The 23,551-nt window shown below is 54.3% G+C and carries 21 protein-coding genes and 2 pseudogenes; 17 read left to right on the plus strand and 6 right to left on the minus strand.

Annotation, left to right across the window (positions count from 1 at the left end; genetic code table 11):
• From TPANIC_RS05690 to TPANIC_RS04440, 5 genes and pseudogenes are all read right to left on the minus strand, one after another.
• Window positions 1-224: pseudogene (locus tag TPANIC_RS05690) on the minus strand (hypothetical protein); the annotation flags it as partial.
• Entirely contained in the window at window positions 221-3,940 is a 3,720-nt protein-coding gene (locus TPANIC_RS04425) for a UvrD-helicase domain-containing protein (protein ID WP_010882341.1), read from the minus strand. The pseudogene TPANIC_RS05690 and the gene TPANIC_RS04425, both read right to left, overlap by 4 nt.
• Window positions 3,937-6,897 (minus strand): PD-(D/E)XK nuclease family protein, encoded by a 2,961-nt coding sequence (locus TPANIC_RS04430; protein ID WP_014342840.1) that lies wholly within the window; start codon window positions 6,895-6,897, stop codon window positions 3,937-3,939. The genes TPANIC_RS04425 and TPANIC_RS04430 overlap by 4 nt, the downstream gene beginning before the upstream one ends.
• A gap of 38 nt (window positions 6,898-6,935) precedes the next feature.
• Window positions 6,936-8,348: an MATE family efflux transporter gene (locus tag TPANIC_RS04435; RefSeq protein WP_010882344.1), complete on the minus strand. Its 1,413-nt coding sequence runs from the start codon at window positions 8,346-8,348 to the stop codon at window positions 6,936-6,938.
• A gap of 40 nt (window positions 8,349-8,388) precedes the next feature.
• Window positions 8,389-9,270, minus strand: coding sequence for an alpha/beta hydrolase (locus TPANIC_RS04440; protein ID WP_010882345.1), 882 nt, complete (start codon window positions 9,268-9,270; stop codon window positions 8,389-8,391).
• A 1-nt stretch (window position 9,271) separates the two neighbouring features.
• On the opposite strand from TPANIC_RS04440, the gene murD reads away from it, so the two are divergent.
• The 16 genes and pseudogenes from murD (at window position 9,272) to TPANIC_RS04515 (ending at window position 20,539) form a co-directional block, all read left to right on the plus strand.
• Window positions 9,272-10,870, plus strand: a complete 1,599-nt coding sequence (gene murD / locus TPANIC_RS04445; RefSeq protein WP_010882346.1) for a UDP-N-acetylmuramoyl-L-alanine--D-glutamate ligase — start codon at window positions 9,272-9,274, stop codon at window positions 10,868-10,870.
• A complete protein-coding gene (locus tag TPANIC_RS05370; protein WP_010882347.1) occupies window positions 10,863-11,114 on the plus strand; it encodes a hypothetical protein in 252 nt (83 codons plus the stop codon). Before murD ends, TPANIC_RS05370 begins: the two co-directional genes overlap by 8 nt.
• A pseudogene (gene rpsP / locus TPANIC_RS05655) lies at window positions 11,077-11,310 on the plus strand (30S ribosomal protein S16); the annotation flags it as partial. The gene TPANIC_RS05370 and the pseudogene rpsP, both read left to right, overlap by 38 nt.
• 146 nt (window positions 11,311-11,456) lie before the next feature.
• A complete protein-coding gene (locus tag TPANIC_RS04455) occupies window positions 11,457-11,699 on the plus strand; it encodes a KH domain-containing protein (RefSeq protein ID WP_010882349.1) in 243 nt (80 codons plus the stop codon).
• Window positions 11,700-11,761: 62 nt separating this feature from the next.
• Entirely contained in the window at window positions 11,762-12,286 is a 525-nt protein-coding gene (rimM, locus tag TPANIC_RS04460; RefSeq protein WP_010882350.1) for a ribosome maturation factor RimM, read from the plus strand.
• The gene (gene trmD, locus TPANIC_RS04465) at window positions 12,283-13,035 is read left to right on the plus strand and encodes a tRNA (guanosine(37)-N1)-methyltransferase TrmD (RefSeq protein ID WP_010882351.1); all 753 of its coding nucleotides are present in this window, start codon (window positions 12,283-12,285) and stop codon (window positions 13,033-13,035) included. Before rimM ends, trmD begins: the two co-directional genes overlap by 4 nt.
• On the plus strand, window positions 13,007-13,378 hold the full coding sequence (gene rplS, locus TPANIC_RS04470) for a 50S ribosomal protein L19 (RefSeq protein ID WP_010882352.1): 372 nt from the start codon (window positions 13,007-13,009) through the stop codon (window positions 13,376-13,378). The genes trmD and rplS overlap by 29 nt, the downstream gene beginning before the upstream one ends.
• Complete coding sequence (locus TPANIC_RS04475; RefSeq protein WP_010882353.1) at window positions 13,375-14,295, plus strand: hypothetical protein; 921 nt, start codon at window positions 13,375-13,377, stop codon at window positions 14,293-14,295. The genes rplS and TPANIC_RS04475 overlap by 4 nt, the downstream gene beginning before the upstream one ends.
• Window positions 14,296-14,316: 21 nt before the next feature.
• Window positions 14,317-14,568 carry a FlhB-like flagellar biosynthesis protein gene (locus TPANIC_RS04480; RefSeq protein ID WP_010882354.1) on the plus strand — a complete coding sequence of 84 codons (252 nt, stop codon included), beginning with the start codon at window positions 14,317-14,319 and terminating at the stop codon, window positions 14,566-14,568.
• 84 nt (window positions 14,569-14,652) lie between these two features.
• Window positions 14,653-15,903: an HD-GYP domain-containing protein gene (locus tag TPANIC_RS04485; RefSeq protein WP_014342841.1), complete on the plus strand. Its 1,251-nt coding sequence runs from the start codon at window positions 14,653-14,655 to the stop codon at window positions 15,901-15,903.
• Window positions 15,887-16,267 (plus strand): YraN family protein, encoded by a 381-nt coding sequence (locus TPANIC_RS04490; RefSeq protein ID WP_010882356.1) that lies wholly within the window; start codon window positions 15,887-15,889, stop codon window positions 16,265-16,267. Before TPANIC_RS04485 ends, TPANIC_RS04490 begins: the two co-directional genes overlap by 17 nt.
• Window positions 16,264-16,446, plus strand: a complete 183-nt coding sequence (locus tag TPANIC_RS04495; RefSeq protein WP_013945483.1) for a hypothetical protein — start codon at window positions 16,264-16,266, stop codon at window positions 16,444-16,446. The genes TPANIC_RS04490 and TPANIC_RS04495 overlap by 4 nt, the downstream gene beginning before the upstream one ends.
• The gene (locus TPANIC_RS04500; RefSeq protein ID WP_010882357.1) at window positions 16,439-16,825 is read left to right on the plus strand and encodes a hypothetical protein; all 387 of its coding nucleotides are present in this window, start codon (window positions 16,439-16,441) and stop codon (window positions 16,823-16,825) included. The genes TPANIC_RS04495 and TPANIC_RS04500 overlap by 8 nt, the downstream gene beginning before the upstream one ends.
• Window positions 16,826-16,898: 73 nt before the next feature.
• Complete coding sequence (locus TPANIC_RS04505) at window positions 16,899-18,233, plus strand: tetratricopeptide repeat protein (RefSeq protein WP_010882358.1); 1,335 nt, start codon at window positions 16,899-16,901, stop codon at window positions 18,231-18,233.
• A 168-nt stretch (window positions 18,234-18,401) separates the two neighbouring features.
• Window positions 18,402-19,751 (plus strand): magnesium transporter, encoded by a 1,350-nt coding sequence (gene mgtE, locus TPANIC_RS04510; RefSeq protein WP_010882360.1) that lies wholly within the window; start codon window positions 18,402-18,404, stop codon window positions 19,749-19,751.
• A 152-nt stretch (window positions 19,752-19,903) separates the two neighbouring features.
• Entirely contained in the window at window positions 19,904-20,539 is a 636-nt protein-coding gene (locus TPANIC_RS04515) for a diacylglycerol/polyprenol kinase family protein (protein WP_014505650.1), read from the plus strand.
• A 25-nt stretch (window positions 20,540-20,564) separates the two neighbouring features.
• Here the strand turns inward: TPANIC_RS04515 and trxA are convergent, their stop codons facing one another.
• Window positions 20,565-20,882, minus strand: coding sequence for a thioredoxin (gene trxA / locus TPANIC_RS04520; RefSeq protein WP_010882362.1), 318 nt, complete (start codon window positions 20,880-20,882; stop codon window positions 20,565-20,567).
• A 222-nt stretch (window positions 20,883-21,104) separates the two neighbouring features.
• On the opposite strand from trxA, the gene TPANIC_RS04525 reads away from it, so the two are divergent.
• Window positions 21,105-23,534 (plus strand): tetratricopeptide repeat protein, encoded by a 2,430-nt coding sequence (locus TPANIC_RS04525; RefSeq protein ID WP_010882363.1) that lies wholly within the window; start codon window positions 21,105-21,107, stop codon window positions 23,532-23,534.
• Window positions 23,535-23,551: the final 17 nt, after the last annotated feature.

Genomic DNA, 23,551 nt, shown 5'->3' on the forward strand with positions numbered 1-23,551 from the left:
TCGGATGCAATGCCCCAGGCCAGCTCCGCATAGCCTTCAATATCCGGGGTGAACGAAACCTGAGCCCACAGCCGCGGGGACCGCCCCAGAACCACAACGAAAAAGAAAATGAGAGAAAATCGCCTGTGCCCTACCCGCTGATACACCACTTTTCTCCGATGCCGAAAACCATTACTAACTAAACGTGGGGAACCATACCGGGAAGTGGCAGATGGGTCAATCATTCAGAATCCGGAACTGCGTTTTTTTTCAGAAAATGAGATTCTAACGCTTCCAAAGAAAATTCATGCCCGGTTCGGAGGTAATACAGAAAGGCCGTCACCGGGTGGTCCGAGAAGAGATCCTGCACCGCCCGTGCATAGTGCTGCAACTGGGGGAGATAACGCGCCGGGTGCTCTTCGTAATCGGTTTTGTAGTCCACAAGGTGCCACACCCCATTGGAAAGGAAGAGGAGATCAATGGTGCCGGCTTGGTACTCCGCTCCATGTGGGGGTTTCGTATTACCTGGAGCGCGGGTGAGAAAGGAAAACTCCGCAAAACGCTGGTGAGCGGGGGCTGCACATGCACGGCAGCCCAAGGGGGAGTGAAGAAAGCAGGCCACAAGGCGTGCCGCAGGGGAATCAACACGTTGTACGCTATGGAGTGCAACGGTCGGCGCCGGGGACTGGAAAACCTGCGCCAAAAGCTCATGCACGTGCGTGCCAAACTCCACGCCACGGGGGGACTGCGGGGTCAAGGGCGAAGGAGAAGCGGAAGCCGAGTTTTGCCCCGGAGCCGGAGAAACCAGGGACGTCACCGGCTGAACAAGACGGGGATAATAATGGGGTGCGCGAACAGGCACTGCAGCGTACCAATCCCGAGGGGCGGATGCTTGCGGCACGCTTTGGCGAGCTGACCCGGTGAGGGCGCGCTGATACGCCTGAGGGCGCGCCAGCGGCAGACACTCATCAAACGACACCGGTGCGGGCACCACAGAGGGAGAAGGATGGGGAGGAAGGGGGGCTGCATGCATAAGCGCAGGGAGCAGCTCTGAAAAGAAAGAGAGGGAGGAAGGAGGCTCACTCCCGTCACCAGAGGGGAGCAGAGAGCAGATGTCCGCCAACGACCGAGAAACGGCAGGAGCAGGATGTCCGTCAGAAATAGGCAGTACCCCGCTGACAATCACGTGGCACTCAGCCCGCGTGAAAGCCACATAGAGCACGCGTCGCAGCTCCGCGCGGTACGCCCGGGCGCGCGTGTCTTGTTCCTGCACAAAGATCGGATGCACCCCCTCAGGGTGAGGCAAAAATCGGGGAATGTATCCGTACGGGGAGTGTACCGCGCCTACGCGCGCCATCACTCGCGGTCCAGAACTCCCCGCGTCCGGCACACACACAATTGGAAACTCAAGCCCCTTGCTTTTGTGCACGCTCATAATCTGCACTGCCCCACACGCGCGGTCCGTGCAAGGCAGCTCCAGCTCCTCTACCCGCTCCTGGGCAGACAGACACGCATCTACAAAATCTAAAAATTCTCCTATCCCCTTTCCCTGCCGATCTGCCCGCCGCGCAAGCTCAAACGCATAGTCGTATATCACATGGTACGGACGCGCCAGGGGGTCTTGCGCAAGCAGCGTTCCATACGCCTCGGTGTACCACAGATAGGTCAGCAGCTCGGTATTCGTCGCCAGGCGCCGCACCTGCTGCTGCACGCGCGCAAAAAAGTCCGCGCCTGCACGTACACACCGCGCCGCAGGCGCCGATAACTCCGCGGGGATATACGAAAAAGGGGCGTCGGGGGGTGCGGGTGGGAGCAGCAACAGAGAAAGCGTGTCGTCATCGACCCGTACAAACGGACCGCGGAGCACTTGCGCGTACACATGCCGATCGGCAGGCTCGAGCACTAAACGCAGCGGGGCAAGGAGATCAGACAGCGGCGCATCGCAAAACATACCCCGCGTTTGAAGCGACGTGTACGGAATACCCCACAGACGCAGCGCGCGCTCGTACCGCGCCTGCTTGTCTGCAGAACGCAACAGAATCACTACGTCCGCCCACGTGCACGCGCGCGGCGCCTCCCCCTTGTGGCGCACCAGGGTGCCGCCGTCCACCATGGCACGGATAGCACGCGCAAGCGCCCACGCTTCTGTCTCCTGCGCCGATAGAGAATCCTCCGAGTCCTCAGACGCGCCTGTCCTCCCTGCTTGAGGAGTTGGGCGCGCCGCTGAGTGCTGCGCTTCGTGCTCCGGTCTGGAGAAACGGTGACGATCCACTCCAATCACCCGAAACTGCGGCTCAATACCGGCAGTACACCGGGCCGGCTGCATATACTGAAACCCAACCTCGTACCCGTTCTCGGCAGACTCAGACGGCCCACGCAAAATATGTGAAAACAGTATGTTGAGGCGCTCAAGGAGCGCCGCTTCTGTTCGGTAATTGATACGCAACGTCTGAAGTGTGGGCTGCAGCTCCGCAGCAGCGGAAAGAGGAAGCTCCTGCTGGGACGCGCCACTGACCTGCGGGGTGAGTACGCCTGCCAGAGACCGAAATACCCGCACATCCGCACCCCGGAACGCATAAATCGACTGCTTTTCATCTCCCACAAAAAACAACTTGTGTGCGCACAACGCATGTGCAGGAGGGAGGAAGTGCGCGGTGCGCGCTTCGTGCTCGGCAAGAAAAAAAAGAAGTTCCTTCTGGAGGGCATTGTTATCTTGAAACTCGTCAATCATGAACGCATCGATACCCCGCTTGTAAGAAACGCGTATTTCCGGATACTGACGTAACACCTGCACCGCAAGATGCGCCACATCGGCGTGACTGAGACAATTCCGTTCCCGTTTTTGCCGGATAAAACGCGCCTGCAGAAGCTCGAGCAACGAGCTGAGTGCCACAAGGAACGGTACCTGCGCAAAAAACGCGTGCAGCCGTTCCATTTGCGGTACAAGTTGAAGACGCAGCTGCTTTACCTGTGCTTTTATCGCCTGTGCTGCACCCGCGCGCCCCCCTAAATTACCCTTCAGACAAAAAAGCGTTTTTACCGCCGCACAATACCGCAGGCAATCGTGTGCAGCGCGCCGCGCTCCCTCATCAGGGTCAGACACAGAAAACTCATCAGGTTTAGCTGCATATTCCTCGTACCCACGTGCCAAAAACGCGTCGGCAATCGCATCTGCTTCTGCAGCCGGCGTGTAGGAAAAGGCAGTATCCTGTGCCGCAAACAGCGCAACGCAGCGCGCAATGAGCGCATTCTGCGCATCTGCCTCTTGCATATGGTGCCGAATGGCGTGCAATGCTGCGTGTATATCGCAGAGCACCGTTTTTAATAACCCACGCGCTGTAGCAATTTGATGCGCAAGCCCTGCACGAAAGTCACAGGGATGTGTAAGTATGCCGTGATCCTGCAAGGGAATAAAAAAAAGTTCTCGCACGCAGTCTTCGGCGTGCTCCTGCTGCAAAAAATGCAGTACCACTGGATGTTCCCGATGCTCAAGAAAAAAATCTTCTGCACACTCGTGTGCCAGCGCGCGGTTCTCTTCCTCACTGAGAGAAAAATCAGGCGCGATACCGAAAAAGCGCGCGCCTACCCGCGCAATTTCGTGCGAAAAGGCATCTAACGTCATAATGCGCGCTTCCCCAAACCGCGCAAGCGCCTCACGCGCACGCAGCAGATACGCTTCGTGCCCCGGCTCCGGCTGCGCAGACGCACTCTGTACACACAGACGGAGGTCCTCATAAATTCTGCGCGCCATTTCCATGGCCGCCTTTCTGGTAAAGGTGAGCACCACAATCCGTTCAACCGGAATTGCCCGCTCCACAACCAGGTGTATATACCGCGCGCTAATAACCTTCGTCTTACCCGAACCTGCACCTGCGGTAACAACTGCATTATGCGAAGAAAAAACTGCACGCCGCTGCTCTGCATTCAAACTTTGAAAAAAAGAAAAAAGAAAATCAGTCACGACGCCCCACGCACCACATACGAGGTACGACACACCGGCGCAAAACGACACGAGGCACATTCAAGCCAGGTGACATACGGCGCTTTGGCAAAGCATTCCTGGCGCACCGCCTTCGAAAAAACTGCCACTGACTGCTCAAAGCGCTGCATAACCGCCTGAAATTGTACGGTATCTACCCCACGCTTTGCACCCATATCCACCCGCCCGTTCGAAACAATAACCTTAAAATCTCTCTTTCTCACGTCTAAAAAAAAAGCGTGCGTCACGGTATACCCCGCCTGCTCCAACAGATACACATACATAGGTATTTGAAAATCAGACAACCGACCTTTCTTTTCACAATCTGTGTAATCAGAAAGCGCAGGGAGCGCCCCGGTCTTGTAATCTAACACTGCAAGCGACCGCGCGTCCGGACTGCACGAAATGCGATCCACCAACCCCGTGTAGAAACACTGCGTATCGGTAAACTCAAACGCTTTCTCAGTACGTACCACGCGCCAGCCGTCAAGCCGCTGCGCATCAAACTGCAATACAAACTCCACCATGTGCCGGATGCGCGCGCTCAGCGCCGCGCGCAACGCCCACACAAGCGGACCGGCACGCACCGCACGCTCAGAAAAGACTTGCTCAATCGCTTCTTGCGTCCATAAACGGTAGCGTTCCATGTGCGCAGAAAAAAAACACTCGTCCTCGCACGCAATCCTATTGTACAGCCGCTCGAGTACTACATGACTAAAAACCCCCAACACGCGCGGATCCACTAAACGCGGCCTTCGAGAAAGCGGCGCCACGTCCAACACACGCTCAAGAAACCAAGCAGCCGGACACCGAAAAAAAAGATTAAGATCGGTTTGACTCACCTTGACCGCCGCATGATGAAAATGACGCGCATGGAGTACTGCAGTCAGCGGTGGGAGCGCCTGCGCAAAGGAGTCACGTATGTACGAACGCCCCGCTGCAGGGATAAGAGACGCCGCTTTCCGTAAACGCTCCTGTTGTGTTCTGTACAATGACGAAGGCACCGGTGCGCCCTGTGCGTACAGGTCCTGCTCTGCCTGCAGCGCGTCTTCCTCGTAGCGCACCGCAGGATACTGAGGCACCGCGCCACCAGTTTCAGATGCAATGCCCGCTGGGGACGGTGTTTGACTTGCCCTCCCCGTCAGGGTGGAGGACACAGGCGGATGCACATTTGAAAAAAAACGATTCGGGCGCTGCACCCCTGAAAACGCCTGCACAGAACAGGAAAAATACACCGTCTGTGCCGTCGCGTACGCAGATAAGAAAGCCTCTGTTACGTCTTCATCTTCAAAACCAAATGCCGCACGCACATCCGCGCGCAAAAAGGTACCTCGCTGATACCGCACGCTACTCGCTTCGTGCGACACGTTTATCACAAAGTGATGCAAAAAGGGCGCAGCCGCCGCAACCCGATAGGGAAAAATCGCCAGTCCTACCCCTGCACGCACCGGTACATACATCTGCTGTGCCAATTGCTGTACAAAAAAACTATATGGATCCGGTGGCACCACGTGTGCAAAGCGCCGCTCAAGCGCCGCTAACTCCTGCAAAACACAGACGCACCGCGCCATCACCGCATCGTCTTCCCCAGCACTGCAAGACGCAAACGCAGACGATGCTATCTCCTCTTCTGCACCAGACGTGTGCGCTGACGCGGGGAGCAAACAAGCGGCACGAAACGCACCGTAGGCCTTTTGCATCCGTACGAAACTACGCGCCTCAACCAACGCGCGCGCAAAACGTAACAGCGTCAGAAAAAATCGCTGCGCACACTGCTGGTGCTGTCGCTCCTGTTCTGTGCGCTCACAGTGGAGCGCAAATGCCTGGAGCCACACGTTGCAATACGTGCCGCTCTGCTTCCATGAACGAATGCACGCCTGCTGCAATCCGTACTGCACCACAGCCTGTGCCCCTTGGGGGTCCGCCCAGCGAATATGCGGATTCAAAAGCAGCGCCCGCACGCTTTTGAGCGTGCCATGACTGCGCACAAACTCTCGAAGCTGGGAAAACATCCTCCCTGCCGGATGAGCACCAAGACAAAAACCTGCCCGCACCTCAGGCTCAATGTCACGCAGACGAAACTCACGCTCCACATATGGCTGCAGTTCTTCTAAATTTGCCACCGAAACTGCTATCTGCGACACAGGCGTTCCCGTGCGCAACAACCTCTCTACCTGGAGCGCAACGGCAGTAATTTCCTCACGTACATTCGAAAAACAACACAACGGCGTATCCTGCCGAAAGGGAGGAACCGGAAGAAAGGTGAGTACTCCCGCAGTGGCGCGCGCCGCTTCTTGCAATACCGGTGCATACTCTGCAAAGTCTTGCATCAGCTGCGGGTATACAATGACATACGTGTTCCCCTGCGCACAAAACTGCGGCGTATCCCAGGAAGGTTCAAAGAGTGCATGCGCGCGGAGAAATTGCTCATAGTGCGCTTTCAGCGTTTGTAAATCTTGCGCCTCCGCACTCTGCGCATACGCGCGCGCGTCGCGGCCATCAAACGTATTACGCGATACCGCATCTTTTGGAGGCATGCAGTGCGATTCAACGCGCCGTTGCCACGATCCAAGTTGAGGGAGTATACGGGCAAGCCACTGCACAAACACTGCACCGTCTTGCGCATATGCCGGAGGAATAAGGTTGCAAAAAAGTGCGCGCCCCTCTGCAGCCTGCCGCGCATTGCGCTGCACCACAGAGTGTGCAAATAAAAGACGAAGCGGTTCGGAAATAGGTGTACGGTGCGCACACGGCGCACATTGAAAACATCGTTTTTTAAACTCGTCCCAAGAAAGACACAACCGCCCCGGAACCGTACGCACACCAAGCAGAGAAAGACTTTGCCGCAGCCACCCCTGGGCAACAATACGCGAAGGGAAAACAAAAAGACGCCTATAGGGCGTGCGGACAGTTTTTATACATGCTTCGATTTCCGTCACTCCATGCTCCGTGCCTTACCCGAAGGACGTAACACGTATCACGATAAATTCGCCACGAGATTACGCACCCAACGACGTGTTTTTAAGTGACGTGCAAGCACCACCATTTTTACTACACTTGTACTCTTTACTATTCCATACATAAGCGGCGCACCAAGCTGAGTGAAGCGCGCCAACACATACATCAACGGCAAAAACAACAGGGTATCTACCAACGTTTCTGTCCACGCGGTGACCATCACTTCACCTCCTGCACGTGCCACCGCATACTGCGCATTTAAATACATCCAAATCGGCATATACAGCGCCGTCACGAGCACCAACTGCTGTGCTATACGTTGCGAAGCATGCGACAAATCTCCAAAAGCCCACGGAATCCCTGCACGCGCTACACACACAATCACACCCAAACCTAACCCTAAAAAGAACGCTCCGTTCATCAACCACCGTGCATAATCCTGCGCCTGCTTTAGCTCGCTTTTCCCTAACACATCCCCGACCAAAATGGTAATTGCCACGCTACTTGCAGGGAATGATAGAAAAAATAATTGCGCGAGTGTCCACCCCGCCGACATCCCTGCCACAACCTCAGCCCCACCACGGCTGTGATACAAGGCAGCCACGGCCATCTCCGTTACCGACCATGCCATGTCTCCTACGAAAATCCACAGCGATTTTCTCAGCATCACCGTACACAGTGACAGGGGTATCGCACAGCGACAAAAAAGCCGCACATAAAAGTCCGGTTTTTTAACCCGCACATACACCAGGAGCATAAGACTTTCTACCACCCGCGCTATAAGCGTTGCACATGCTGCACCTTGCACTTCTAATCGCGGAGCCCCCCAGTTTCCATAAATCAACATATAATTACCCACTGCGTTCAATACGGCACTGCACCCGTACACTGCAAGCGGTACAAGCACCTTCCCTGTTTCTCGCAATGTAGAGGTGAGGACCAAAGAAAATGACAGCGGCACAAGAGTGTACACAATTATCGAAAGGTAACGCTCACCTTCCGCTATAATCTGAGCAGCCTGCGCATTTTTTCCCAACAAACACGAAAGGAGATACTGAGGACAGCACAGCGCAGCGGCCATAGCACCCAGCGCCAGAGACCCCATGGCGTACTGTTTAAATCGGTAGCTTTGCCGCATGCCCACTACGTGACGGGCTCCTGAGTACTGCGTCATAAACACGCTGCCTGCATTCGACACGGTCATTAACGCGGTGACATACAGAAAGAGCAGCGAGTTGACCACATTCACTGCACCCATCTTCACATCCCCCAAACGGGAGACCATAACGTTGTCTAAAAAAGAAATACCCGTCTGGATGAAGGAGTGCAGCATCACGGGGAGCGCGATGCACAGCGCGCGCACATAAAACGCACGCGGTCCGAAACAGCGACTCAGTCTCTTCCCCCTACAGCAACTAGAAATGTGGAGCACCCGTGCACCGCACTCCCTTTTGGGTAGACATCACGTAACACTACGTGCGTAAAAAAGCACTGACACAAGAGGCAACCTGCTCCCGCTCCACGTCATCAGTGATCACGTGACCACTGTGCTCGAGCACTACGTACTGGTGTGCGCTGCGCACACGCGCATCGAGTAATTTTTGCACCGCTGCACACGGCACCAATGGGTCCTGCCGAGACAGGATCGTTAACAACGTACTCCGAATGCACGCCAGCGAACGGATCGCACGTCTTTGCAGTGCGTAAAACTGCGCCACCTGGGCAATGTAGTGCGCACTCCGGTAATCCTTTGTGGCGTCATTAAAGTCTTGCTCGGGGTAGAAGGGAGCCGCGTCCGCAGCAAACTCACGCACAAACCACCTGACTAGAGGAGACAGCTTTATCCTCCAATCAGAAACTGCAAAACCCGGTGCACAAAAGAAAGCTTTCTGGGGACAAAAACGCGCCGCCACGAGTGCAGTCAGCACACCTCCCATGGACAGCCCCCCCACAGATACCGAAGGGTACGCAGCGGAAAGGTCACGGTACTCATCACACACGCGCCGCAGCCAATCCCTCCACCCGGTCTCAAGAAAATCCTCTCTATTCGTACCGTGACCAGGTAAACGGGGAATAGAGACCGTAAAGCCGTCCCGGTGGAGCGCACGACCTAAAAACTGCATCTCGCGCGGGGTGCCCATGTACCCATGAATAAGCAGTACTGCATGCGCACCCCCGGCGTAAAACGCGCTGCGCACAAGAGGATGAATGCTCGTACAGGAAGTATGTTCAGCCATAAGCAGATAGCGCGCGAGGGTAGTAAAAAAGCAACAAAAAGTAAAGAGAAACCGTGCCGCGAGCACCGCACGCGTCTCTTGTATTGTCACGCGTTGCGCGGCTACAATCGGCCGCATCGTGGAGCAGGCGCGCGCACTTCTTCAAGGCAAAACGGTAACCATCATGGGCCTCGGCGTGCACGGCGGGGGCTGCGCGGCAGCCTGCTTTTGTGCAGAAGCGGGAGCGCGCCTTACGGTTACCGACCTGCGAAATGCTGATGCGCTTACCCCTTCCCTGAAAAGACTTCGTGCGTACCCGTCCATCCGCTTTACGCTCGGTGAACACCGGCTGGAAGATTTTGAAAACGCGCATGTTGTCATCAAAAATCCCATCGTGAAGGGTGCACACAACATCTACCTTTCCGCTGCTCAACGCGCCGGCGCGCGCATCGAAACGGATATCTCCCTTTTCCTACGCCTTTCTCCCGCCCCGCTGCTAGCAGTAAGCGGCAGCAAGGGAAAATCCTCCACTGCCAGCGCCCTGTGCTACAGCTTGCGTGCGCTGGGTTTCCCCGCCTTTCTAGGGGGGAATAGCACAGTCAGCCCGCTGGAATTTGTGCGTCACACAACGCCTGCAACACCAGTGGTTCTGGAACTGTCGAGCTGGCAGCTTGCAGACCTACGCGCAGTCGATGCACAGGACCACACTGTACACCACGCCGGTCTGCTGCGCCCGGAGATTGCCATCATGACTCCCATTATGGCTGACCATCAAAACTGGTATGCGGATATGGAAAGCTACGTGGCAGACAAACAGGTGCTATACGCACACCAGGGAACGCACGATACACTGCTGTGTAACGCAGATGACGGGTGGGGACCCCGCTTTGCCTGCGAAGCGCAGAAAAACGGAGTGCGCGTCTTTTGGTATACGGCCCAGTCGCCTGAGACCGCTTGCCGCGCGTGCACCCCGCGCCTCATGGAGAGAGCTCTATGGAGAGCGACGGACGGAACCTACTGGGCACGTTTTGCAGAAGGTGACCGCGCCTGCATGCTCATCCCACCGCAGCTGCACGTACCGGGCCGTGTCCTCCAAACGCAAGTGGCGAGTGCAGCGCTTGCAGCGCTCCTGTTCGCGCAGCGGCATTCTCTACCTCCTTCCTCCTGCCCCCCGTGTTTTTGCGCACACTCCCATTCCCCCGCGTACGCGAATCACGCGTCCCCCCCAGACTACGCTTGTCCGTCCGCTCACAGTCCCTTCCAAGAGCACACCCGGCGTCTTGCACAAGCGCTGGAGTCCTACACGGGCATCGAACACCGACTAGAGTTTTTTTACGAAAAGGGGGGACTGCGTTTTTATAACGATTCTGCATCCACTGTACCTGAGGCAACAATTGCAGCGCTGGAAGCCTTTGATGAAAGCGTGGTTCTTATCGTTGGCGGCACTGATAAGAATGCAGACTACCAACCCTTGGCACAGGCAGCAGCCAAGGCGCACGCATTGTACTTGCTTGCAGGAAGTGCTACGGCACGGTTGCAACCACTTCTTCATGCAGCACAGGTACCTTTTTACGGACCGTTTACTTCCCTTGAGGTACTCCTGCAGGATCTCCGGGCGCGGCAGAAAAGCCCAGGCGTGATCGTGTTCTCTCCTGGGGCAGCGAGTTTTGAACTTTTCGCCCACGAGTTTGAGCGAGGTACTACCTTTAAATCCCAGGTGCGTATCATTTTTGAATAAGAACACCCAAGACAAAGGCACACCCGCTGCACTGCAGGTTTTCCTTCTCCCCCAATACAACCGTTACAGCGCAGAAATGACGCGTCACGTGCCGCTCCTCTGTAATCTATTCTCCATGTCCCGTTACGTGCTCAGACACTTGACAGCACAGATAATTTTAGAAAGGATGAGCGCAGCCTGCGTGTGTCTCAGGCGGAGGAGACAGAGTGAGTTTACGGATCCGACTGAAAAAATTGGGGAGTAAGAAGCGTCCGTACTACCGAATCGTAGTTCAGGACGCGCGCGAGCCGAGAGATGGCAGGGCAATCGAAGAACTGGGTATTTACCAGCCCATAGCCCCAAAGGGTACCGAGGTGTCTTTCCGCCTTGACCGTGCGCGCTTCTGGCTTGAGCGCGGCGCGCAGCCCTCGGATACGGTCCGCAGGCTCTTGCAGTCCAGGCGTGGTTCTGTCCTAAACGCAGTTGCCTCAGATGAGCGCCGTGTTGCTTCTTCACAGCAGGCTGCCGATCTGGCGCACGTAGAGTCCGTTTCCTGCGCCGCTCCAATCCCTTCTTCCCCAGGGGGGCAGGGCGTCTAGGCAAGGGGATGGTCACGATGGAAGAAGAGCTAATCGCCTATATTGCGCGGGCGCTTGTGGATCGTCCTGGGGAGGTTACCGTCACCAAGTCTCCAGGGGAGGGATTGGAGATCCTTCAGTTACGTGTTGCCTCTGAAGATGTAGGGAAGGTCATTGGCAAGCACGGCAGAATTGCGCGCGCTCTGCGCACGCTCCTTTCTGCGTCTGCGCACGCTTCTCAGACGCGTTACGCTTTAGAGATCATCGACTAGCGGCTCCTTTTCCGTCTTGCGGCCTTGTTGCAGGCGGTGTGTGGTGGGTTATGGATAGAATTGTGACTGCACGCATCGTGAGCACCTTTGGGGTTGCGGGTTTACTCAGGCTCAAGAGCTTCTCGGGTGAGTATGCACATCTTGCCACACTAAAGCAGGTTTGTCTTGCTCCTCCACGGAGCAGATCCTCAGGCACCCTCGCTTGTGCTCTCCCGCGTGAGGCCGTCCACATGGTAGAGCACGTTCTCCTACGTGCGCAGGACGCGCTGCTCAAGCTCCACCGCGTAGATACGGTAGAGTGCGCTCGGACGTTTGTAGGAGCAGAGCTGCGGGTACCGCGTGCCGAGGCTTGTCCGCTTAGCGCTGGGGAGTTTTACCTGGCCGATCTGTGTCGTTGTGAACTCGTTTTCGAGGGCTCGGCGGTGGGTGTTGTCTTGAGCGTTGTCGAAGGGGGCGGTAGCTCCCTTTTAGAGGTTCAAAGGACACATGGTGGCGTTTGCTATGTGCCTTTTCACCGGACCTTCATTGGGGACGTGGACGTTGGTCGAAAAAAAATCGAGTTGTTGCAGCGGTGGATTCTCGAATGAACATTGACGTACTGACTCTCTTTCCCGCCATCCCGCGGGTTTATTTCTCCACCTCAATAATGGCGCGCGCCGTGAGCGACGGGATCATTCACTACAATATTGTCAACATCCGTGACTTTGCGCACGACAAACACAAACACTGTGACGCCCCGCCCTACGGGGGCGGACCTGGCATGCTCATGCGCTCAGAACCGTTAGGGAAGGCCCTGGATTCAGTAGACGCTCCCAAAAAGCGCGTCGTGTACGTCACTCCCTCTGGAAAGCTCTTTGAGCAAGGCTATGCGCGCTCACTCGCACAGGAACGTGCCCTCGTGCTCATCTGCGGCAGATACGAGGGAATTGACCAACGTATCATAGACGAGTATGTCGACGACGAAGTTTGCATCGGGAACTACGTTCTCTCCTCAGGAGAGATCGCCGCGCTCGTGCTCATCGATGCGGTGAGCCGCTGTGTTAGCGGTGTCATCCGCCATGAATCTCTCGAGGAGGAAAGTTTTGTAAACAGTCTCGTGGAGTACCCGCAGTACACCAGGCCGCGCTGTTTTCACAACCGGGACGTTCCCCCTGTACTTCTCTCCGGTCACCACGCGCATATCCGCACGTGGCGGCTTGCGCGCCAGATCGAAAAAACACGAAGGAATAGACCTGACCTCCTCAGCGCTGCGCGTGCGTCTGCAGCCTGGACTCAAGAGGCTGAGTCCCTTCTTAAGGAGTTAGACTATGAGTTGCCACCTCATCCAACAAATTGAAAACCAGCAGCGAAAGGAACCAGCTGAAACGTTCCGCGTCGGGGACACCGTACGTGTGCATTTCAAAATAGTGGAGGGAAAAACAGAGCGCATCCAAGCTTACGAAGGGCTCGTTCTGTGTTTTAAAAATAGCGGCGTCAGGCGCACCTTTACGGTGCGCAAAAATTCCTATGGCGTTGGAGTGGAGCGTATATTCCCGCTCCACTCCCCCCGTATCGAGCGGGTCGACGTAGTACGTGCAGGAAAGGTGCGACGCGCGAAGCTCTATTACATCCGAGAAAAAATAGGAAAGGCCGCCCGTATCAAAGCACGTATTGTTAAAAAGCCGTCGCCCAGCGCGTGAACGGAGCTGTTCGGGTAGTACTCACCGAAGTGCCGCGCACGGTTTCCCTTACTGAAGGGGCGCTCGTGTGCGTCCGCATTCTCAGCAGCACGCACGCCGGCCGTGCGCTTGTCGCCATTAACGGTGAACGGGTGCGCGCGCGTGTACCGCAGCCTATGCACAAAGGCGCAGTCCTGTTTCTGCGCGCGTCTATCCGCGCGGGTACGGTGTTCCTGCACCCGCAGTGCACGAGCACTCCTCCATCTGCTGAGGATATGTCGGCGCATTTTTTGCAGCGCTGGGGTGTTTCTTTCTCTCCTGAAGCTGCAGCGCTTATCCACGCGCATACATCCCTGTGTGTGCCGCTGCAGCCGCAGCTCATTGAGCGCTTTGCGCTTTTGCTAAAAAAGTTTCCTGAGCAAAAAAGAGCACACGCCGCGTTCCTTGCGAGTATCTTAGGCGACCGAAACATTCCCGTTGATGCAGCGATGCTCCGCCGTATGCTGAGCACCTTTCTTGGGGAATCAGGCGCATACACAGACTCTGACACGGAGCGAGATCTCTTTGCGCTCGTTAACCACACATATCACTCAGCACTCCACTGGCTTCTTGTACCCTTTGAGCGGCGCGGCGCGCACACCGTGTGGCGCGGCACTCTCTCGCTGTTATTACACCTCCACAAAAAAACATGCACCCAGCTGCGCGTACGTGCGTGTAACACTGCAGGAGAATGGGTCTTCTGCGTGCAGAATAACGTACTCACGGTGCAAAGACACGCGGCACGGGAACTGTCGCGCACAGCGCAGAAAAAAACAGTTGCACGCCTGTGTGCCCTCCTTCGCGAACGCGGCATTGATTTTTTATCCGTACGGTATGGTGCGCATGCAGACTCGGCAAACGATGCGGTCCCCTTCAAAGGGATTGACGTTTCTGTATAGCAGACGCACACTACCGCCACCATGAAAAGAAAGCGTGCGTGCTCGGTTGCGCTCTCCTATGCAACGGGAGATAAGGCGCCCATTATTGTCGCTTCGGGCACGGGCGCCATTGCAGAAAAAATTGTTGAAATTGCAAAAAAGTTTGATATCGCCTTGGTGCAAGACGAACTTCTGGCGCGTGTTCTGTCTGAGCACAGGATAGGTGCGTGTATCCCACCGGAAACCTATCAGGTTGTCTCTGCAATCTTTGCCTTTTTGTACACACAACAGTAACGTTACCGCTGTGTGTGCATAAGACGTGGTATTAACCCGTGCGCACCGATGCCGAAGATAAGGCGGGTAAAGAGGTACAGGTCCATGTCACAAAAAATCGATGTATCTGAACTGCAAGAAGGAATGTGTTTTTCCGAGCCCGTGTTCTTCGACGACGGAGAAAACCTCCTCCTCAGGGAAGGGGAGCCGGTAAGCACTCGAGAGCTGACGGTGCTCCAGGATTGGAATATTCCCTACGTTGTGACCGCAGGTAGGGTGCTGGCTGAAGGGGAGTCAGTTCCCTCTTCTACCGTGGAGGAATTAGCAGAATTTGAAGAGCTTGCAGCAGAAGAACTGCTTGATCCTGAAGACGATATCGTTTCCACCGGAGAACTCCGTACTCAAGATATCCTGAAGGATATTTGTGAACTCCTTCCTAAGGTGTGTATCAATCCCCACTATCATGAAGAATACGTTGGCTTTATTCAGGAATTGAACATGCTTTTTGCCAAGATGAATGCGCACACGACACTTCCTGCGCGCCCTGCGGACATGCTTGCAAAGCGCCTTTCAGAATTAGTTCGAGCAAATACACTCGGGTTTGTCAGTTTAGTGCTGTCATACAAAATCGAAGGATTTCGATTTGCAAAACCTGCAGTAGATACGGCTATCTTTTCCATTATCGTTGCGCAGCATTTGGGTTTTTCTGAAAAAGATATATTTGATTTGGTCGTTGCCTCACTCCTGCACGATATCGGTATGCAGCATGTTCCTGCCGACATCTTGAAGAAGTCGGGGAGATTGCATTTTCAAGAACAGCAGGCAGTTGACGCGCACACCATTTACGCACATTCCTACATCGTAAACACGCTCAAATACCCGAACTCGGTTGGACTGAGTGTACTCCAGCACCATGAACACTGGAATGGAAAAGGGTATCCCCAGTCTCTTTCTGGAAACAAAATTACCATCGGTGCGAGGATTCTTGCAGTTACTGATAACTTTGCTGCAATGCTTGCGCCAAAGTCGTATCGCAAACCGTTCAGTGGCTATCAAGCAATGAAAAGCTTACTTGCTGACAACGCACGTCGCTTTGATCCAGACGTAATCAAGGCAATGATTCAAAGCGTCGGTATTTACCCCATTGGGTCGTTGGTGCTCCTGAATAACTCAGCAGTTGCGCGCGTGGTAAAGACCACGGCCACGGCGCCGTTGCGTCCGTGTTTAAGAATAGTTATCGACGAGCACGACGTAACCCATCCTGACGACAGCGGTGAGTTCATTGATTTAGCGGTCAATAAAACGAATTACATTGTAGGAGAAGTGAGTCCGTGGAGTTATGCCAAAGCACAATAAGTTACTCGGTGCATTTGGAGAGGCGTATGCGGCGCGCTGGCTAGCGACGCGCGGATATATTATCATCACACGAAACTGGCGCAGAGCAACAGGTGAAATTGATATTATTGCGCAGCAGGATGACACAATAGTATTCGTAGAAGTGAAGACGCTACGGTGTACCAGTTACGCCGACTTAGCAATTATTGTTGGAAAGCGCAAGCAGAAAAGGATCTGTGAAACCGCTAAACATTTTCTTGCCAGCGCTCGAGAATACAACCACATGTGTGCGCGCTTTGACGTCATCGTGCTGCGGTCCGATCCTTTTCGAAGGCAGGATGTGGACATCGTGCACTTGCCACATGCCTTTGAGGATTTGGTATGAAAGGTTCCGTTTTTCCTTCTCGAGGAAGACGAAGTTCCCGCAGGGTGTTTTGCTCTGAAACAATTCACGAACTGGAAAAGAAGATTCAAGATCAGTCCTATATTGAGGGGGCTATTCAAAGGCTCGCGCTCATTCTCAGTAAGCGGTTATTGTCAATGAGAGGAATAGAGTGTGACTGACGTTCAGTCAAGCGGCCGTAGAAGAAAAAGGAAGCGCACGCCGAGGCGTGATGTTTTTTCGCCAAAGCTGGAGTTTTGCGAGTATGTGTGTCCGCGTTGCAAAGAGGTTATCAAAGATCTTCCCGTAGCTCTTGGTGACAAGGATTCCGGTCGACCAGTTCATTTTGACTGTGTGCTCAGTTTTTTAAGGGAGTCTGAGTGTTTGGCTGCGCACGAACATGTCGTGTATGTTGGCCAAGGGAAATTTGCAGTTATTGTTTTTCCCAACCCAGCGAGTACCACCTGCTTTAGTATTGTTCGGCTCATTGAGTGGGAAACAAAAAATACACTGCTGGAGTGGCGCGCAGGTGTTGCAAAGATATGCAGTCAGGTTTCTTAAGTTCTGTTTCCAGCCTACCGGCACATTGCAGAGTCTATTGACAGCTGAATGATTTGTTAGCACACTGCGCCGAGTGAGTTCTGCCGTTATCGTCTTCTTTGTCGTTATGCTTGCGCTCTCGAGTATCATGCTTGTTGCCACGGTAGCGAGCAAGGTGGGGACGCGTTCAAGCAGAAGAAAAGACAAAGAGTCTCTCATGAGGGAAGCATCTAGACGGCTTGCGCAGGACCCGTATGACATTCGGGGTCTTTCGGTACTGGGGGACATACACTACCAGGATCAGGAGTGGGAAAAAGCCTTCGCGATGTACGCGACACTCGTGGAGCGCAGCAGCTCGAGCTCACAGATGGAGCAGTTTGAGATCCTACTCCGGTACGGGATTTGCGGCGTAAAAACAGAAAAGTACGCGGAGGCAAAGAAGGGACTGCTCCTTGCGCAAGGCATCGACTCCCACCATTTTGAAGTAAACTACAACCTGGGAAGGGTCTATTACCTCGACCGGCAGTATGAGCAGGTCGTTCCTCTTTTGAGAAGAGCGCTAACATCGCAACCGGATAGTGCACCTGCAGCGCAGCTGCTCGGTTACACGTTTCAAAAACTGCAAAAGTATCAGGAAGCCCTTCCCTATCTGAAGAAGGCGCTGGACCTCCAACCTGAAGACAAAGAAACATTGTTCGTAATGGGAGAGTGCTTCTATGAGGCGAATGCACACGACCGTGCATTGAAAATCTTCAATCATCTGAGGGTTGATCCTCTCGTTGGGCCGCGGGCTGCGTTGTATGCAGGGACCATTAAGACAAAGCTGAACCAGCTGGAGGACGCTGCAGAGGATTTTGAAATTGGGTTGAAGCATGACAATATACCCTCAGACGTTGCAAACGAGCTGCGTTATCGTCTCGCGCAGACACTGATAAAAACCCAGAACCTGGGAAGAGCCCTGGTTATGCTTAGAGAGATTCACCAGCTTAACCCTGAGTACCGGGATGTCACGGCGCTCATTACGTACTATCAGGAATTAAATCAGAATAGAAACTTACACCTGTACATGATAGCGGCTCAGAGTGAGTTCATTGGATTATGCAGAAAGGTGGTATCAAAGTACTTTCCGCACGCGCGGGTAAAGATTTTGGACATATCGGTTCTGAATACTCACACAGATATAGTTTCTGAAATTGACACGCCAAAGTGGGCCGACCTCGTATTGTTCCGTTTTTTTCGCTCTCAGGGGTCAGTAGGGGAACTCGTTTTGCGCGATCTGCATGGACGTATCAGAGAGCTAAAAGCTGGCAAGGGCATTTGCATGACCGCCGGTGCTTTTACTGATGAGGCGCGCCGTTTTGCAGAGGGCAGACCTATGGATCTATACGATAAAAACAGGCTCACTCGAATTTTGAACTCCATCGATTGATCTGCCTGAACGAACGCGTCTCTCGCTCCCTCTCTGCTTTTGTGCGTTTTGCCTAGGTGGCGCCAGGCCTTTGGGAGCAGGAGCAGTCACTTTCGTGCGGGACGTGCACCTATGGAAGAACAGAGGTGAACTCACGTATACTCCGGAAGCTCCGCGTGGGAATTGGCTATGAACGAGAACTTTGAAAAAATCCAGACGCTTCTCGAGCACAAGCGTTACGTACCACTTATTGCAAATCTAAACGAGATGAACGAGGTGGACGTCGCGCATGTCTTGGACATGCAATCACCTGCACAGGCGTTGTTGCTATTTAGAATGCTGCCCAAGAACCTCGCTGCAAATGTGTTTGCGCAGCTTTCAAGCAGCAAACAATCTGCTTTTCTCGCCACCATTACAGACAGAGAGCTTGCACCTATTCTTGCAGAACTCGCCATGGATGATATAGTCGATTTGGTAGAAGAAATGCCTGCAAATGCTGTGAAACGCATTCTCGCACAAACGGGTGAAACAGAACGTCAAGTTATCAATCAACTTTTAAAATATCCAGAGGATTCTGCAGGAAGCCTCATGACAACTGAATATGTAGACTTAGAGAAGCAGATGACCGTGCACGATGCCCTCTGCTGCATTAGGGAAACCGGATTAAAAAAAGAAACCGTGTACACGTGCTATGTCATTGACCAAAACCGGTTTTTGCACGGTGTCATTTCTTTAAAAAAGCTCGTGCTTAGTCAGGGAGATCTGTTGATTGAGAATCTGTGTGAACGTGACTGCATCTTTGTACACACCCATGATGATCAAGAAGCAGTCGCGGCGGTGTTTAAAAAATATGGCTTCCTTGCACTCCCTGTGGTGGATACTGAAAGACGGCTCATTGGCATTATCACCGTCGATGACATCATGGACGTGATGCAGCAGGAAGTTACCGAGGATTTCCAGATCATGGCGGCCATGCAGCCTTCAGATGAAGCATACCTGGAAACTGAGGTCTTCACCCTAGTGAAACACCGTATCGGCTGGCTACTACTTCTTATGGTGTCTGAAACGTTCACGGGAAATCTCATCGCCGGATACGAGGATTTGTTGGTGACTGCCACCGCGCTTACCACGTTTATCCCTATGCTCATGGACACCGGGGGGAATTCAGGCAGTCAGTCTTCTACGCTTATTATCCGAGGCCTTGCAACGGGTGAGATTCAGCTACACGATTGGCTCCGGGTGCTGTACAAAGAGCTGCGAGTTGCGCTGGCAGTTGGCGGCATTCTAGGCACAACAAGCCTGGCGAAAACGTACTTCATAAATGGCAAGCCGCTTGCCCTATGTGGGAGCGTGGGAATAACACTGATGATTACCGTAGTAGCGGCAAAGCTGACCGGAGGGCTCCTTCCTATTCTTGCTAAAAAGCTCTGCTTAGACCCCGCCATCATGGCAGGACCGCTGATCACCACAATCGTAGATACTACCAGTCTCTTCGTATTTTTCAATGTAGCGCGCGTAGTACTGCGCTGGCCCCTGTGAAAAGACGGAAGCCGGTGGACGCTGAGGACCAGAACAACACCTTGCAGACAGCCGCCCCCTGCCGGCGGGGCGAGCATCCAGCCAGGATCGGGGCCGTACAGGCCGGCGCTAACCCAGCCGCACGTACTCGCCGCGCCGCTCACGTAGAAAGCATGCACGCACGCCTTGCAAGCGAATGCCTCAGAAAGGGCATACACCTGTCGTCAGCACTGAGCATTGTGCTTGCGGCATGGAGCAAACCCCTTACGCTCGGCGCCATTGGCACGCTCGGCGTTGGCTATTATGTTGCCGAGCGGTGGAGACTGCGTGGAAAAACATTGCCACTTGTCTCACTCCTCACCCGAGCGGCGGCCCGAGACCGGGACAAACACGAACGTTCTCTTGTGCGAGGGCCACTCACCCTTGCAATCGGTGTTTCAAGCGCGATCCTTCTCTTTCCCCCACCTATCGCAGCAGCCGCCATTTGCGCCCTCGCTTTCGGAGACGGATGCGCAAGCCTCGCCGGTACTGTATACACTTTCTTGCGCTTCAAAAATTCCGCTGATTCCCCCGGACGCAGAAGGGGAAGGACCACGACGCTCTTTTCCGTGCAGGGGAAAACACCCGTAGGCAGTGCCGTGTGCTGCATAGCAACGGCACTGAGTGTGCACGCGCTGGGAGCCTCCGGCGCGCGCAGCTGGGGGCTCGGAGTCTGCGCGGCGCTCATCGAACTGCTCCCCTGCAAAGACTACGACAATATAACTGTTCCCCTAGGCACCGGCTGCATCGCTTTGCTGATGAGCTGGTAGCACACTCCGTACGAAAGAAATATCCTTAGGCGTTCTTCTGGATGAGCGTGAGAATTTTTGACTTATCAACGAAGCCTATGGAACGATCGACTTCTTTCCCGTCTTTAAAAACAATAAGCGTGGGGATGCTCGCCACATTGAACTCAACGGCGAGATCTTGGTCGTCATCGACATTCAGTTTTCCAATAACAACACCGCTGCCGACTTCGCTTTCTACCTCCTCCAGAACAGGACCGAGCATTTTGCACGAACCGCACCAGGGAGCCCAGAAGTCCACAATGACCAGAGGGTTGGTCTCGATAGTCTTGCGGACGTTCCCGCTACTTATGTCAAGTAATGCCATTGAAATGCTCCTTAGGTAAAAACTATGCCAGAGGGTACCAGATAGGCGCAGGAGTGTACAGTTGCATCTTTTCCTATCCTCTGCACCATAGTCCAAACGTACAGGCGGAGCATACCACATTTCTTATTTCCCTAACCGGAGACGCGCACTCCCTGTGATCACCTGTGTGCTGTCTTGTGACTCACCCTTCCCCTTTTACTTTGGGGAAAATTAGCGTAGAGTTTGGGCGTGGGACGTGCGCGCCTGTATTTTCAATATTTCAAAGCAAAGTTCTTGAAAAGGCGTGTAACACCTCCTGTAGATTATGAAGAAATTGTGTCTGAGTTTTGGCGCGCTGACTTTTCTTCTACGGAACATGCACGCTGGCACGCGGAGGCAGGGGACGGCTATGAGACTGCACGTGGCGCGCATGGGTTAACGCTCCACCTCAGACGTAAGTTCCTCTATGCGTGGAGTGCTAACCCCGTCTTTCGTTATAAGGACTGCGTGCTTACTGCGCGCATCCGCTTTCTCCCGGGTACTCACCCTCCAGGCGAGGCGCGTGCGCTGCCTAATTCAGAACAGCCAGAAGTACCTGCTTCTCTTGATTCGACCTCTCGGCCTGCCTGTCTTCCGGAGGCAGTTGCCGTCGACCCGAGCGCAATGGGCGAGGCGGTGCCCGAGCGAGCAGGTACCTGCGCCGCAGGGCTCTTGTTTCGTTATCTGAATGAGAGCACCTTTTACGCGCTTCTTGTTTCAGACGGTGGATGGCTGCGTCTGGACGCGGTAGTCAACAACACCCCCCTCCCCCTGCTCGGATGGACTGACACTGGCGCCAGCGATGAAGTGCGCGTGTTGAGCCTCATTGCAGTTGGCACAAGCTTTACTCTTTGTGTAGATGATCAGTGGATTGCGCAAATTGAAGATGACACGATACAAGCGGCAGGGAAAGTTTGTTTTGCTGCCCAGAACTGGGGTGTCCATGCGCATCGTTCTTTTGAACTTTCAGCATTCAGTCTGGAATCGCAACCTTTCATGGTTGAAACTGCATGCTTGCGCGCCAACGAACCTGCGCGTATCCCTGCAAGCGCGCACCTGCGTCTCGCAGAATCCCTGTACGCTATGGGACGCGCAGCGTGCGCTCGTGCAGAGATGAAAAAACTAAAAGCCAAATGTACCTTTGGTTTACGCGAGTATCTTCTTGCAGGAGACATCGCGTGTGCCCAGCACCTCTATGATGAGGCAGAAGAAGCGTTTAACGCAGCGCTTGTGCAAGACCCTCACTGTATGCGGGCACTTCTCGCCTTAGGAGGTGCGCTGTACCAACAAAACGCATACGAGAAACTCGCGCACCTCCTTGCCACACACCGTGTCGTAGCCGAGCGCGATGCATTTCTTTCCAATCTATGCGGTCACCTTGCACTTGCACAAAATAGACACGAGGACGCTGCTGCTGCGTATCAGCGTGCATTTCGTTTGGACCCTCACCAGGGACTCTTTGCGCTGCATGCGGCGCAGGAGCTTTCCCTACTGGGGGAAAAGGAGCAAGCAATTCAGGCGTATTTACATGCGGCGCGGCTTTTTTTAGCACAGGAATCCTACGCTGATTTAGAACGCGTGGTACTCGCACTTCGCCGTCTTGATCCTGAGCGTACAGAAGTTCGCAGTATCGCAGGCAAATTGTATTATGCAACAGGACGGCACCGTCAGGCACACACGCAGTTTGACGCACTCTGCCGCGCAGGGAGCGCTGATGCTACCGTCTGGTACTTATATGGCCTGCTTTTGAGAGAAGCGCAGGGCACGCACGAACACGACGCTCCTGCTGCAGCAGCGTGCGAACAGCGCGCACGTGATGCATTTCAAAGAGCCTGTGCACTTGCGCCGGACTGTGCGCTCTACCACTTTAAATACGCTGAATCTCTTTTTTTAAGCGAAAAAGATTGTGACGAGCCTCTTGCGCGCGCCCTGGCACTCGATCCGGATAACGGCTGGCTGCATAACCTGTGTGCGCAAAAGGCTCTGCGCGAGCAAAACTTCGACGCTGCAGCGCAGTCTTTACAACGCGCGCGTGCGCTGTTACCGCACGAACTCGTAGTGTTGGAAAATTATATAGAACTACAGCGCCAGCGCGGTGCGCTAGCGTGCTGTGTTCCCCTGTTTGAAGTGGAAACGCAGCGCGCAGACGCGGCGGTGATTGCGCAACGTGGTCAGGCTTTTCATCTTCTTGCCAACGCCTTTTACGCCGACGGATGCTATGAACACGCAGCGCCGTGGTACGACAAAGCGCTCCGGGAGGAGCCGCAGAACGTGCAGATGCTCGTGCACAAAGCAGAAAACAGCATCAAACTGCATTTACTCCATGAAGCGGACGCCTTACTGGTGAAGGCGTTAGATATACAACTTACTGCGCATGTGTATACGCTGATTGCACTCGTTGCTGCTCAACTTGGTGATTTTCCCCGTGCAGAGCTTACGCTCCAAGAGGCGTGCACCCTGTGGCCCCAATGTACTGAGGTGCGCATTGAGTTGATTCATCTGTATCTAACCATGCAGGATAGACAGCAAGCGGCAACGCAGTGGAATATCCTCGTGCAAAAAGAAGACTCAGACCGGGTTCGCGCGCTCCACGCGCTCATTTTTGAAGAAAAACCACCTGCACCGCAGGAATAACATTCTCCCAGTTATCG

Source organism: Treponema pallidum subsp. pallidum str. Nichols (assembly GCF_000410535.2).
Taxonomy (GTDB): domain Bacteria; phylum Spirochaetota; class Spirochaetia; order Treponematales; family Treponemataceae; genus Treponema; species Treponema pallidum.